Here is a 13915-nt window from a genome sequence, read left to right as displayed (position 1 = left end):
TTGGTCAGACGGCAAAGGCCGCTACGTCGGAGGGGTTTTGTTGTTGCTGTGAGTATAGGAGCGGGACCCGGCAAGGTTGCGGGGGTTTGGAGAAAAGGTGGAGGCGAGGGAAAACGTACCGAAACAGGGAGAAAACGGCCGGGAACGGGCACCCGGCCGGTGGGGTTATCGCTGCTCGATCACCTTATTTGATGACAAGGTCGGTGAGCGGTACGGCGCAGCAGGTGAGGATCTTGCCCTCGGCCCGTTCGGCGGCGGTGATGGCCGGGGCATCGGGGTGATCCACCTCGCCCGCGAGCAGGGTCTGCTTGCAGCTGCCGCAGATGCCGGCGCGGCAGCTCCAGGGCAGATCCACCCCTTGCTTGTGGGCCTGATCCAGCACGGTACCCTGATTGTTGCCGGCAAAACTCTGCTTGCCGATGCGCAGTTGCACCGCCTGGTGGGGGCGCGCCACCGAGAGGATGGCGCCGCCAAAGCTCTCCTGGCGGATCTGCTCGGCAGGCACGCCCAGGGCGGTCAGTCTGGCGGCCGCATCGGCCATAAAGCCGTGGGGGCCGCAGATAAACACCTCCCGTTCGGCAAGCTGCTTGACCTGTGCGAGGTGCTCATCGCCGAGTCGCCCCTTGAGCCCCTGCCAGTGCGTATCGGGTTGGCTCAGGATCAGGGTGAGGGTCATCCCCTGCTGCGCCAGGGCGTGCAGTTCGCCGGCGGCGGGAATGTCCGCCTCGCTGCGACACAGGTGCATAAAGTGCACGTCGCCGAGCTCCCCGCGCAAGGCCAGAGTGCGGGCAATGGAGAGCATGGGGGTCACCCCCGAGCCTGCCGAGAGCAGCAGCAGGGAGCGCCCGGTGCCTAAGTGAAACTCGCCGGCCGGCGCTGCGGCCAGCAACCGGTCACCGGGTTGCAACTGCTGGTGCAGCCAGTGAGAGATGCGACCGCCCCCCACCTTCTTGACGCTGATGCTGTAACGCTCGGGCCGCTCCGGCGTGGAGCTCAGGGTATAGCGGCGCTGCAGACGCTCGCGCCGCAGACCCAGGCCAATGTCCAGGCTGATGGGCAGATGCTGGCCCGGCAGATAGTCGGGCAGGGGCTCGCCATCGGCCGCCTCGAACCAGAAGGTCTCCAGATCCCGCGCCAGCGGCTCGCGAGCCACGCACACCAGCTCCCGTTTTTTCGGGGCCGCGTTGGGGTAGACGGGGGCGCGGGCGCGCTCCAGCACCTCGATCTCGCTGCCCGCCTCAATCCAGCCCTCGTTGAGGGCCACCAGATTCTGGCCGAAGTAGACCTCGCCATCCTCGCCGCGCCGGTAGCGGGTGAGGGTGGCCAGCGGCTCCTTGAGGGCATTGAAGCGATCCGTGCCTGGCTCCACCGTGGTCATGATGCAGCGGCTGCAGGGCTTGGCGACTCGAAACTCCACCTCGCCGATGCGGATCCGTTTCCAGCTGTCCTCCTCGAAGGGGAGGGTGCCGCTCGCCACCAGGTTGGTGCGAAACTGGCTCATCTGGTGCAGCGCGTCGGATCTCAGGTTGAGATCCTCAAGCGAGGCCTGGCTTATCAGCAGCAGCGGATAACCATCGGCAAAGCTGACCCGGGTGCCGGTCTTCTCCCGAAAGCGGGCGGACTCTTCACCGAGCCAGAGCAGCTGAACCGGCTCCGCCGCCACCTGGCTCAGCCACTGATCGGCCTGGGGCTGGGTCTGCAGGGCACTGAAGCTGTCGCTCCAGACCCCGGTGGCCCGGGGCGTGCGGGAAAACTCCCGCTCTTGCAGGATGAGGGGGTCAAGGCCCGGATAGCGCAGCTGCAGACCGCCCTCGATGGGAGTGGCCACCACCTGCTGCAACTGGGGATGGGTGCGGGCGGTGATGAAGCTGCCGTCCGGCTTGACCACCATGTAGCGGCGATCCCCCTGCAGCCCCTCTTCGGTGACCAGGGCGCGGGTCAGTGGCATGCCTGCCGTGGACTTGATGGGATAGAGATGAATGCTGGCGAGCTTGGGCATGGCCGGGTCCTTGTGCTGTGGTGGTTCCAGTGCAGGAGACAAGATAACGGGAGCTGTTCCGTGCAGCAATCGTTGCAGGGGGGCGGCCTGATGCGCCCGGCTCACGGGGCCAGAGAACGGCGAAGCGTTGCTTGCGGGGCGCGAGCCCGAGCGGTGACTCCTGCAGACGGGCAAGATGTTACACGGGTCACGTTGTGCACTCCATACCTCATAAAGTGCAACATTTTTTGATCCTGATCCGTCATTCGGTACACAAATCAGTCCATTATCGAGTCAGCTTCCAGTTTCTAACGCTTTCGCTTCTTCCCCCTCCGGCCACCGTCTGCCCAGGCAAAACGGTATCAAGCGCATTCGGATGGGGCCTGTCACACAAAAAGAAGAAAGCAATGTATGAGCAAACAACTGGATATGACCCCACAGCCGGATCTCTCCCAGAAAACGGGAACAGGCCCGGTCCGTACTCGGCTACCCGTTTGGCGGCCGGCCCTGCCACCTTGCAACCATGCCTGCCCGGCTGGCGAGAACATCCAGGCCTGGCTTGCCCTGGCCGAAGCGGGCCGCTTTGAAGCGGCCTGGCAACGACTGATCGAAGAAAATCCCCTGCCTGCAGTCCACGGGCGGGTCTGTTATCACCCCTGCGAAACGGCCTGCAACCGTGCCCAGGTGGATGATGCCGTCTCCATCCATGCCATCGAACGCTTCCTCGGCGACGAGGCGCTGGCCCGTGGCTGGCAGCCTGCGCCCCCCGCACCCGCCAGCGGCAAGAAGGTGCTGGTGATCGGTGCCGGTCCCTCCGGCCTCTCCTGTGCCTGGCACCTCAACCGGCTCGGCCATCAGGTGGAGATCCGCGAGGCGGGCCCGCTCGCCGGTGGCATGCTGCGCTTCGGCATTCCCGCCTACCGCCTGCCCCGCGAGATGCTGGACAGGGAGGTGGCCCGCATCGTCGCCGCCGGGGTGACCCTGACCCTCAACCACAAGGTGGAGGATGTGCTCAAGGCGCGTGACGAGGGGGGCTTTGACGCCGTCTTCATGGCCATCGGCGCCCATCTGGCCAAGCGGGTCGACATTCCGGCCCGGGAGGCGGGCAAGATCCTCGATGCGGTGAGCTTCCTCGAGCAGGCCAGCCTGGCCGAGGAGCAGGGCTTGCCACCGCCCAAGCTGGGACGACGGGTAGCCATCTACGGCGGCGGCAACACCGCCATGGACGCGGCCCGCACCGCCCGTCGCCTCGGGGTCGAGGAGGCGATGATCATCTACCGCCGCGACCGGGACCATATGCCCGCCCACGCCTTTGAAGCCGACGAGGCCGAGGAGGAGGGGATCAAGATCAACTGGTTGCGCACCATCCGCCAGCTCGACAACACCAGCATTGAAGTTGAGGTGATGGCGCTGGATGCCGAGGGCAAGCCGGTGCCCACCGGCAAGTTTGAAACCCTTGAAGCGGACTCCCTCATTCTGGCGCTGGGTCAGGAGGTGGACTTGAGCGTGCTGGAGAGCATCCCCGGCGTGCGGGTCAACAAGGAGGGGGTGGTACAGGTTGGCGAGAACCTGATGACGGATGTGCCGGGTCTGTTTGCCGGGGGCGACATGGTGCCCTCCGAGCGTACCGTCACCATCGCCACCGGCCACGGCAAGAAGGCGGCGCGCCACATGGATGCCTGGCTGCGTGGTCGCCTCTACCACAAGCCGCTCTCCTACCCACTGGTGGGGCCCGAGCAGTTGCAGCTCTGGTTCCAGACCCATGCTCCCGCCAGCAGCCAGCCGGTCAAACCGCCCTCGGCGCGGGACGACTTTGGCGAGATCATCGGCGGACTGGACGAGACGGCGGCCCGCTACGAGGCGGCGCGCTGCTACTCCTGCGGCAACTGCTTCGAGTGTGACGGCTGTTATGGCAGCTGCCCCGAGCAGGCCATCGCCAAGCTGGGGCCGGGTCTGGGGTATCAGGTGGATGCCGAACTCTGCACCGGCTGCGGTGCCTGCCATGACCAGTGTCCCTGCCACGCCATCGAGCTGCGCCAACCGGAGGAGTCCCAATGAAACATGAACTGATCATGGTCGACGGCAACGAAGCCGCGGCCCGGGTGGCGTATCAGCTGAGCGAAGTATGTGCCATCTACCCCATCACCCCGAGCTCGACCATGGCCGAACTGGCCGACGCCTGGGCGGCGGAGGGGCAGACCAACCTGTGGGGCAACATCCCCACGGTGGTGGAGATGCAAAGCGAAGGGGGGGCGGCCGGCACGGTGCACGGCGCCCTGCAGGCGGGGGCGCTGGCTACCACCTTCACCGCCAGTCAGGGGCTGATGCTGATGCTGCCCAACATGTACAAAATCGCCGGCGAATTGACCTCGGCGGTGTTCCATGTGGCGGCCCGATCCTTGGCGGCGCAGGGGCTGTCGATTTTTGGCGACCATCAGGACGTGATGGCGGCGCGCAGCACCGGTTTTGCCATGCTCGCCTCCGGCTCGGTGCAGGAGGCGCAGGACCTGGCCCTGGTCGCCCACAGCGTCACCCTGCAGTGCCGGGTGCCCTTTATTCACTTCTTCGACGGGTTCCGCACCTCCCATGAGGTGAACAAGATAGTCGCGCTGCACAAAGATGAGATCCGCGCCCTTATCGACAACGACTGGGTACGCGCCCACCGTGCGCGGGCCCTCAACCCGGATCATCCGGTGATGCGCGGTACCGCCCAGAACCCGGATACCTATTTCCAGTCCCGCGAGAGCGTCAACCCCTTCTACGAGGCGGTGCCGGCGCGGGTGCAGCAGTGCATGGAGAGCCTCGGCGAGTTGACCGGCCGCCACTACCGGCTGGTGGAGTATCACGGCTCCCCCGATGCCACCGATGTCATCGTGCTGATGGGGTCGGGGGCGGCCACCGCCCGCACTACCGTGGATTGGCTCAACCGGCAGGATCGCAAGACCGGAGTGCTGGTCATTCGCCTCTATCGCCCCTTCCCGGTACAGGCGCTGCTCGATGCCCTGCCGGCGAGCGTGCGCCGGATGGCGGTGCTGGATCGCACCAAGGAGCCGGGCGCCGGCGGCGAGCCGCTGCTGCTGGATGTGCAGAGCGCCCTCATCGACGGTTTGCAGCGCGGCCTTATCAAGCGCCAGCCCTGGCTCAGTGGCGGCCGCTACGGCCTCTCTTCCAAAGAGTTCACCCCCGCCATGTGTGCGGCGGTGTTCGAGGAACTGGCATCCGACGCGCCGCGCCCGCGCTTTACCGTGGGGATAGTGGACGACGTTTCCGGCCTCAGTCTGGCCTGGCACCCCATCGGCGATCTGGAGCCCGCCAGCCGGGTGCGGGCGCTGTTCTTCGGCCTTGGTGCCGACGGCACGGTCGGTGCCAACAAGAACAGCATCAAGATCATCGGCGAGCTGGAGGGGTTCCACGCTCAGGGCTACTTCGTCTACGACTCCAAGAAGTCGGGCTCGCGCACCGTCTCTCACTTGCGCTTTGGCCCCGAGCCCATCGACGCCCCCTGGCTTATCGAGCAGGCGAGCTTTATCGGCTGCCACCAGTGGGGTTTTGTCGAATCGGTCGATCTGCTGGAGCACGCCGCCGAAGGGGCGACCCTGCTGCTCAATGCTCCCCATGAGCCGGACCGGGTCTGGGCCGAGCTGCCCGAGCGGCTGCGTGCCCGCATCCGCGCCCTCGATATCCGCCTCTACTGCATCGACGGCGATCGGGTGGCCGAGCGCAACGGCATGGGCAATCGCATCAACACCATCATGCAGACCTGCTTCTTCGCGCTGGCTGGCATCTTGCCGCGGGATGAGGCGATTGCGCTGATCAAGGAGAGCATCGAGAAGAGTTATGCCCGCAAGGGGCCCGAGGTGGTCGAGCGCAACTTCGCGGCGGTGGACGACACCCTGGCCCATCTCCACCAGGTGGCCATTCCAGCCGGTGAGGAGCAGATCAGCGACTATCCGCTGCCGCTGGCGCCGGGTGGTAGCGAGTTTGTCCAGCGGGTCACCGGCGAGATGCTGGCGGGGCGCGGCGATCGCATCCCGGTCTCCATGCTGCCGGTGGACGGCACTTACCCCACCGCCACCAGCCGCTTCGAGAAGCGCGATATCGCCCGCGAGATCCCGATTTGGAATTCGGATATCTGCATCCAGTGCGGCAACTGCGTCTTCGTCTGCCCCCACGCGGCGTTGCGGGCCAAGTTCTACCATCAGGACTGGCTGGCGACCGCCCCCGAGGCTGCGCAGTCGGTACCCGTCACCGCCAAGGGCTTCCCCGACAGTCGCTACACCCTGCAGCTCTATCCGGAGGATTGCACCGGCTGCGGCCAGTGCGTACAGGCTTGTCCGGTGCGGGCCGGAGCGGATGAAAGCCATGAAGGCGAGCGGGCCATCGCCATGATGGACAAGGCGCCGCACCTTGCCGGCCAGAAACAGGCGCTGCGCTGGTTCGAGAGCCTGCCCTGGCCGGCCCGTGAGCGGGTGGATTTCTCCACCGTGCGCGGCACCCAGTTCCTCGAACCCCTGTTCGAGTTCTCCGGCGCCTGCGCCGGTTGTGGCGAGACCCCTTACCTCAAGTTGCTGACCCAGCTGTTTGGTGACCGCATGCTGGTGGCCAACGCCACCGGTTGCTCCTCCATCTATGGCGGCAACCTGCCGACCACCCCCTGGGCCAAAAACGGCGAAGGGAAGGGGCCGGCCTGGTCCAACTCACTGTTCGAGGACAACGCCGAGTTCGGCTTTGGTTTTCGCCTCACCGCCGATCAGCATCACGGTCAGGCGGTGGCAGCCTTGCAGGCGATGAAGGGGGAGATCGGGGTCGAGCTGGTGGAGACGCTGGTCAGCGCCCCGCAGCGGCTGGAATCGGAGATCCGCGCCCAGCGCACCCGGGTCGCGCAAGTGCGAGAACGGTTGGAGGAGGTGAAATCCGGCAAGGCCCGCGAGCTGTTGTCGCTTATCGATCAGCTGGTGCGCCGCTCGGTCTGGATCATCGGCGGCGACGGCTGGGCCTATGACATCGGCTCGGCGGGACTCGATCACGTGCTCGCCTCCGGGCGCGATGTGAACGTGCTGGTGATGGATACCGAGGTCTACTCCAACACCGGCGGCCAGATGTCGAAATCGACCCCGCTCGGTGCCGTCGCCAAGTTCGCGGCGGGGGGCAAGACGCTGGCCAAGAAGGATGTAGCCTTGCAGGCCATCTCCTACGGCAACGTCTATGTTGCTCGTATCGCCTTTGGTGCCAACCCGCAGCAGGCGCTGCAAGCCTTGCGTGAGGCGGAGGCCTATCCGGGCCCGTCGCTGATCATCGCCTACAGCCACTGCATCGCCCACGGCATCGACATGGAGTTTGGCCTGACCCAGCAAAAACGCGCCGTGGCCTCCGGTCACTGGCCGCTGATGCGCTACAACCCGGTATTGCGCAGTGCGGGGCAGAACCCTTTCAGCCTCGACAGCCTGCGCCCCTCCATCCCGCTCGCTACATATCGCCAAGAGGAGACCCGTTATCGGGTACTGGCCCAGAGCCACCCTGAAGAGGCCGAGCGGCTGATGCAGGTGGCGCAACAAGTGGCGTGGCAGAAGTGGGCCACCTACGAGGAAATGGCCACCCGCGAGGCCAGTCATTTCCATCCGCCGGTGTGAGGATGGGGTTAACTCTGCATAAAACGAAGCGGGCCACTGGCCCGCTTTTTTGGCATTTGGGTAGTGACAGGCTCGGTATAGCGTAAAAACATCCATATTTCCGACTTTAATGGAGGTTGCTTTTGAAAGGGATTGGCTCTAAGGCATTGAAAGTTTTTAATAAACATGTCTGTGTTAGAGTGAGTCACTTCACTGAATAAATCTGTTAGGTGCTTATGACTAACCGCCTTTTAAATCTCTTGGGTTCATATCCAAAGTGCGACGAATTTCAAATTGGGCGATTGCTTATTTGGGTCGAGTACCCTTCAGGCAAAAACCGTGTAGCTTGTTTGCGTAATGCAGAAGAAATTCTTCCTGAGCTAGAGTCTGATATTTCCAGAGTGGAAGAACTTGCTGCGATAAGCATTGGAAGTTCAGTGCCTGCAACAGTAGCGGGCATAAGGATTGAAGCAGAACGATCCGCCTCGTATGAGTGCACCTTTTTTGACGGGGAACATGAAGATGAATTCATAACCATCCGCAGAGATTCTGGTGGTTACCTTTTTGCAGAGGCTCAGGGCAAGAGTGCAGGATGAAAGATCTGTAGAAAAAGGCTCTATAAGAAACAGACACAGAAATAAAATGCCGCCACCTTGGCAGCATTTTATTTCTGTAGGCTGTAGGGGGTAAGCTAAGGGTTTGTAAGCTGTGCATGGCAAATAGCGTCAAGCAAGTGAAGGGGCGATGACAGAACAATACATAGCCTGGACGATCGGTATTCTGGGGACCGGGCTGCTCGGGTTACCGCTGACTGCTTGATATGGCCTGCTCAGTGTTGTCGTTAGCAGCCAACAAAAAGCCCGGCATCGGGCCGGGCTGGCAGGATAAGTTGCTTATCCAGGTATTCGTCGAGGCGTCTATTGTGGATGTTGTTTGAGGATGTCGTAGATCTCCTCTTTCAGTTTAAGTTTCTGTTTTTTCAGATCCTTCACCTCGGAGCTGTAGTCGCTGGCGTGATGCTTTTCCAACTTTCTAATCTCCACATCCAGGTCGTTGTGCAAGTCAAACTTCTTTTGGAAATGGACATCACTGCTCTTCAGTTGCGAGATGAGCTCTCTGTACTCTGGGAACATGTAATGCGGCCTCCTTGGTTTCGTTTGATTGTGCCTGCAAGACCAAACTACCGCGTCCCCCGCGAGATAAATGTGATCCGGCTCCAATTCGGGACCAATGATTTGCTGCATGGGATGGGCGATTTTTAACTGTTTGAATCACAAGCTGATAAGACTTTTATCGGTAAGCAGAGAGTCTGAAAAGTGCCGGATGGATCACAATTGTGACGGCCGGATGACAGCTTGTGGCCGCCGGACGGGCAGCAAAAAGGGGCGCAGGGCCCCTTCTTGGTAACAGGTGTGGCGTTTACTCTTTTTTCTTTTTCTTCTCGGGCAGCGGCTTGCCGTCGCGGGCGATCACCTTGCCCACCTCGAAGCCGATCTGCGCCGCCAGCTCTTCCAGATCCGCGGCCTTGGCTTCGTTGCCGATGGCGTACTGGTAGTTGGCGATGGTGATCTTCTCGGCCACCGAGGTACCCGGGACGATGGGCTCGCGCCAGCCCTGACCCACATGGGCCACCAGGGTGCCGTTCATGATGAGCTCGCCGACGATCTCCTGGGTGGGGATGCCCTTGCCGTAGGTGAGGCCCTGCGGGTGCTTCTTGCCGACCAGGGGTTCTTGGCTTGCGGGCATCAGCTTGGTGCGGATCAGCCACTTGGGCGATTTGGTCTTGCCCACCGCCTTGCCGGTCTGGTACTCGTTGATCTTGATGGTCTTGATCATCTGGGCCATGAAGTCCTTGGTCAGCGCCTTCTGCGCTTCGCTGGTTTCATCGATGGCGATGGGGGCCACGTACCAGGTCTGGGCCGCCTGAGCCTTGGGGGCGGCGGGGGCGGTTTGCGCCATGGCGAGCGGGCTGAGCAGGATGGCCGCCAACAAGAGTCCTATCTTCTTCATTGTGATTCCGCTTATGTTTCAACAAGAATTTTGTTTTGCCAGCGACGACTGCGCCAGCGCCAGAACATGGCCAGACCGCGCACCCACTCGTCGCAGGCGAGCGCCAACCAGATACCGACCAGTCCATAACCCTGCATGATACCAAGGAAATAGGCCAGTGGAACGGCAATCCCCCACATGGAGACGAGCGCCATGTAGAGCGGGAAACGGGCATCCCCGGTGGCGCGCAGGGCGTTGATCACCACCAGATTGAAGGTACGGCCAGGTTCCAGAATGAGGCTTATCAAGAACAGCTGCGCCACCTGGGTGATGATGTCGGCATCATCGGTGAACAGGCTGATGATGGTGCGGCCGTTGAGGGCCGCCAGCAAGGCGATGAAGGCGGTGACGATGAGCCCCAGCTTCAGGCTTTTGAGCAGCTGGCGGTAGGCCTGTTCGAAGCGGCGAGCCCCTGCCAGATGGCCGATGATGATCTCGTTGCCAAGGCCGATGGAGAGGCCGAACAGCAGGATGAACAGGCAGATCTGGAAGAAGTAGGACTGGGTCGCCAGCGCCTTGTCGCCGAGCAGGCCGACGAAGGCGGTCACCACCATGAACTGCAGCATCCAGGAGAGGTTCTCGCCGGCGGCCGGCAGGCCGATGTGCAGCACCTTGCCCAGCATCAGCCGGCTGGGTTTGACGATCTCCGGCAGGCGCAGCCGGATGCCGGTCTTGCGCGCCACCAGCCACACCAGCAGCACCACCCCGACGATGCGGCCCGCCACCGTGCTGATGGCGACCCCGGCCACCCCGAGCTGGGGCAGGCCGAACCAGCCGTAGAGCAGCAGCAGGTTGCCGACGAAGGTGATGAGGTTGACGATGAGGGTCACGTACATCGCCTGACGGGTGTGGCCGTGGGCGCGCAGGGTGGCAGCCAGGCAGAGGGCCGCCGCTTCCGGCAGCAGGCACAGGCCGATGATCTGCAGGTAGAGGGTGGCATCGCTCATCAGGTTAGCGGGCAGGTTCATCAGCGCCAGCATGGTACTGGCCCCGGCGATGACGCCGACGGCGGCCACCAGCCCTACCAGCAGGTTGAAACCGATGGCGGTGTGGATGACGACGCGGGCCTTCTCCTTGTCACCGGCCCCCAGATACTGGGTGATCACCACGCTGGTGCCGATGCTGACGAAGCTGAACAAGGTGATGGCGAGATCGAACACCTGGTTGCCGACCGCGAGCGCCGCCACCCCCTGATAGGAGACGTGACCCACCATGAAGGTGTTGAGGGCCCCGGTCAGAAAGTGCAGGGCGAGATCGATAAACAGTGGCCAGGTCAGGGAGAAGAGGGTGCCCGGACCTGCGTGGGATTGAGTTTGCATGGGGTGTCCAAATACTGGGGATGGCCCTCGTCAGCGCCATCTGGACGGGCATTTAACACCAAGCGGGGGCGAGGCGCAATCGTGGCGGTGACCAAGCAGGGGAAGAGAGCGCGGGCCCTGCCGCCATGGGCAGGGCCAGCACTGGATCAGGCCGGGGTGGCACCCGCCTCCTGTTCGCTTGGCAGGGTGAGGCGCGCCGAATCGGGCAGGGCGTCATCCTGGGGCCAGCGCGAGAGGATGGCCTCGGTGGTGCTCTCCACCACCTCATCATCCTTGAACACCGGCTCGCGGTAGCAGCGGGTCATGCGCAGCGCCTGATACATGTCGGGGCAGAGGATGATCCCCTCGTCGCCGACCCGGATCCCGGCCTGCTTGAGCCACAGGCTCATCTGGCCGTGGCGGCCGGCCATTACCATGTGGATGCCGCGTCGTTTCAGATCCTTGTGCAGCTCCCCCAGCATGCTCATCACGCTGATGTCCTGATGGGTGAAGCAGGCCACCGCATCCACCACCAGGCATTTGGGGCTGTGGGGATCCTGCACCAGCAGCGCCAGCACTCGCCGTTTGAAGTAGGGGGCGTTGAAGTAGGTGAGCGGCGAGTTGAAGCGATAGACCAGGATGCCGGGAATGGCCTTGGCCTGCTCGTTGTCCCCCAGAGTGCGTACGACCCCTTCGTCGTCCATGCCGAGCAGCTGGTCGGTGGGGCGCATCACGTTGCGCAGGAACTGGAACAGCCCCAGCAGCACCGCGAGGGTGATGCCCGGAATGACCCCCATGGCCAGCACGCTGATGAAGGTGATGAGCGCCAGCCAGAAGGCGGAGCGATCGGAGTGGCGCAGCGCCCACAGACCGCGAAAGTCGGTGAGCGACAAAGACGCCATCACCAGCACCACGCCGAGGGCGGCGGTGGGGATGTATTGCAGCGGCGCCGTCAGGTAGAAGGTGACCAGGGCGATGACGGCGGCGGCGATGATGGAAACCAGCTGGCTCTTGCCGCCGTTGGCGTCGTTGACCGCGGTGCGCGAATCCGCACCGCTGATGGCAAAGCCCTGGGAGGCTGCCGCCGCCAGGTTGGCCATGCCGAGGGCCCGAAACTCCTTGTCTGCATCGATCTCGTAGCCGTTCTTGGCGGCGAAGCTGCGGGCGGTCAGCATCATGGAGACGAAGCTCACCATGGCCAGGTTGAGCGCCGGCAGCACCAGCTCCCGCATCAGGCCGGGGGGAAACTCCGGCAGCTGGAAGGCGGGCAGGCCCGAGCCGATGGCGCCCAGGGTGGCGATGCCGAACTGGCCCAGATCGAGCGCCCACACCAGTCCTGCCGTCACCACCATGGCCACCATGGAGGAGGGCCAGGCCGGTTTGAAGCGCTTGGCCAGCAGCAGGGTGAGCAGGGCGGTCAGGCTCATGGCCAGGGTGGGCAGATGGGTCTGGGTGATGTAGCTGGCACCGCCGGCGATCCGCTCGATGAGGTAGCGCTCGCTGAAGGTGAAGCCGAAAATCTTGGAGAGCTGGCCCACCATGATGGTGATGGCCACCCCGTTGAGCAGCCCCATCAGGATTGGGCGGGAGAGAAAGTCCGCCAGCACTCCCAGCTTGAAGCGGCTGGCGATGAGGCACCAGAAGCCGGTCATGGCGGTCATGGTCATCACCAACTGCCAGTGGCGGGTGGCGTCCCCGGCGGCGAGCGGGGTCACCACGGCGGCGATCACCGCGCAGGTGGCGGCATCCGGCCCGACGATGAGCTGGCGGGAGGTACCGAACAGGGCGTACACCAGCATGGGCAGGATGCAGGAGTAGAGGCCGACCAGCGGCCCCACCCCTGCCAGCTCCGCATAGGCGATGGCCACGGGCAGGGCCACCGCGGCCACCGACAATCCAGCGCGCATATCCGGCATCAGCCAGGCCCGCTGGTATTGCAGCAGGGCGGCGAGGCCCGGTAGCCAGCGTTCGAGTGAGAAGAAGTCGCGCATTATTTAACCCATTGAGTTACAAACAGCTTTTCCTTAGTGTGCCCAAGGTTATCGAAACATTGCAATCAGGTTATGGCCAGTTCACCACCAGGTCAGGCCACAGCCGTTGCCACTCCTTGGCCTTGACCCGCTCGGTAAAGACCCGGCGCTCCTGGCGGCAGCGCGGGTTGGGGTCCACCTGCAGGGACCAGTTGGGGGCAAAGCCGTAGGGGGCCAGCCACTCGAATGAATCGTCTGCCAGCAGCCGGACCCCGATGCAGGTGGGCACCTCCACCCAGTGGCTGAGGGCCGAGAGCGAGCTGGTGAACGGGGGCACCAGCTGGCGCACATGCATGCGGGCCTGGTTGCGCACCTCCCACTGCTGGCCCGGCATCCTGGTGGCGAGCCAGGCTTCGTGTTCGGCCTCCTGCAATCCAGTGGGATCAGCACTGTCCAGATAGATAAGATCGATATCGTTGAGGGCGGTTGGCGCCGCTTTGCGGTGCAGGTGATCCCAGATGAGGTTGCGGATAAAACCGGCCCCCAGCGCCCAGTCGGGCAGTGCCAGTTCACGGGCTGCCCGCAGGCAATCCATGCGCTGCTCATCGGCCCGCAGCAGGGCTTCGGTCTGCGCCTGCAGGTTGGCTTCCAGGGCGCCCTGGCGAGCGTGCGAGGCTGGCGTGCTGTGACGCGTCTGGGTGTCAGCCGGCATTACGGCGCAACCAGACGTCGATGTAGCTGCAGCTCGGCACTATGGTGAGCCCTTCCGCCTGGGTCCAGCTGTAGAAGGTGCGCGCCAGCTGATCGGCGATCCCCTGTACCCTTAGCTCGGGCGGGACGAAGGTGCTGTAGGCGTCGATGGTCTTGGCGTCGAGCCGCCGGTAGCGCAGCCTGGACTCCTTGCCATCCACCACACAGATGAATTGCTGCTGGTTGGCCTGATGAATGATCTCGCTCATGCTTGCTCCTCGGTACGGGGGATGGGGTTATCTGACCATGTTGGCGCCCCTT

Annotated in this window: 10 protein-coding genes; 3 read left to right on the top strand and 7 right to left on the bottom strand. The window is 63.6% G+C overall.

The window, feature by feature from the left end; translation table 11 throughout:
• Nucleotides 1-184 precede the first annotated feature (184 nt).
• Complete coding sequence (locus ACB032_RS08485; protein WP_371137746.1) at nt 185-1999, bottom strand: MOSC N-terminal beta barrel domain-containing protein; 1815 nt, start codon at nt 1997-1999, stop codon at nt 185-187.
• 390 nt (nt 2000-2389) lie between these two features.
• Between ACB032_RS08485 and ACB032_RS08480 the strand changes: the two genes are divergently transcribed.
• From ACB032_RS08480 to ACB032_RS08470, 3 genes are all read left to right on the top strand, one after another.
• The gene (locus ACB032_RS08480; RefSeq protein ID WP_371137745.1) at nt 2390-4036 is read left to right on the top strand and encodes an NAD(P)-binding protein; all 1647 of its coding nucleotides are present in this window, start codon (nt 2390-2392) and stop codon (nt 4034-4036) included.
• On the top strand, nt 4033-7608 hold the full coding sequence (gene nifJ / locus ACB032_RS08475) for a pyruvate:ferredoxin (flavodoxin) oxidoreductase (protein WP_371137744.1): 3576 nt from the start codon (nt 4033-4035) through the stop codon (nt 7606-7608). The genes ACB032_RS08480 and nifJ overlap by 4 nt, the downstream gene beginning before the upstream one ends.
• A gap of 215 nt (nt 7609-7823) precedes the next feature.
• Nucleotides 7824-8183 (top strand): hypothetical protein, encoded by a 360-nt coding sequence (locus ACB032_RS08470; RefSeq protein ID WP_371137743.1) that lies wholly within the window; start codon nt 7824-7826, stop codon nt 8181-8183.
• A 321-nt stretch (nt 8184-8504) separates the two neighbouring features.
• Here the strand turns inward: ACB032_RS08470 and ACB032_RS08465 are convergent, their stop codons facing one another.
• The 6 genes from ACB032_RS08465 to ACB032_RS08440 all read right to left on the bottom strand — a co-directional run bounded on the left by ACB032_RS08465 (nt 8505) and on the right by ACB032_RS08440 (nt 13863).
• Complete coding sequence (locus ACB032_RS08465) at nt 8505-8720, bottom strand: YdcH family protein (RefSeq protein WP_011705396.1); 216 nt, start codon at nt 8718-8720, stop codon at nt 8505-8507.
• 286 nt (nt 8721-9006) lie between these two features.
• A complete protein-coding gene (locus ACB032_RS08460; protein ID WP_371137742.1) occupies nt 9007-9597 on the bottom strand; it encodes a hypothetical protein in 591 nt (196 codons plus the stop codon).
• Between the two features lie 11 nt (nt 9598-9608).
• Nucleotides 9609-10955 (bottom strand): MATE family efflux transporter, encoded by a 1347-nt coding sequence (locus ACB032_RS08455; RefSeq protein WP_011705398.1) that lies wholly within the window; start codon nt 10953-10955, stop codon nt 9609-9611.
• A 146-nt stretch (nt 10956-11101) separates the two neighbouring features.
• Nucleotides 11102-12925 carry a SulP family inorganic anion transporter gene (locus ACB032_RS08450; RefSeq protein ID WP_011705399.1) on the bottom strand — a complete coding sequence of 608 codons (1824 nt, stop codon included), beginning with the start codon at nt 12923-12925 and terminating at the stop codon, nt 11102-11104.
• A gap of 70 nt (nt 12926-12995) precedes the next feature.
• Nucleotides 12996-13616, bottom strand: a complete 621-nt coding sequence (locus ACB032_RS08445; protein WP_371137741.1) for a nucleotidyltransferase family protein — start codon at nt 13614-13616, stop codon at nt 12996-12998.
• Entirely contained in the window at nt 13606-13863 is a 258-nt protein-coding gene (locus tag ACB032_RS08440; protein ID WP_011705401.1) for a GNAT family N-acetyltransferase, read from the bottom strand. Before ACB032_RS08440 ends, ACB032_RS08445 begins: the two co-directional genes overlap by 11 nt.
• Nucleotides 13864-13915: the final 52 nt, after the last annotated feature.

The organism is Aeromonas sp. S5(2024), from assembly GCF_041403025.1.
Classification (GTDB): domain Bacteria; phylum Pseudomonadota; class Gammaproteobacteria; order Enterobacterales; family Aeromonadaceae; genus Aeromonas; species Aeromonas hydrophila.
The sequence above is the reverse complement of the archived record's forward strand: the minus strand, read 5'-3'. Positions and strand labels throughout refer to the sequence as shown.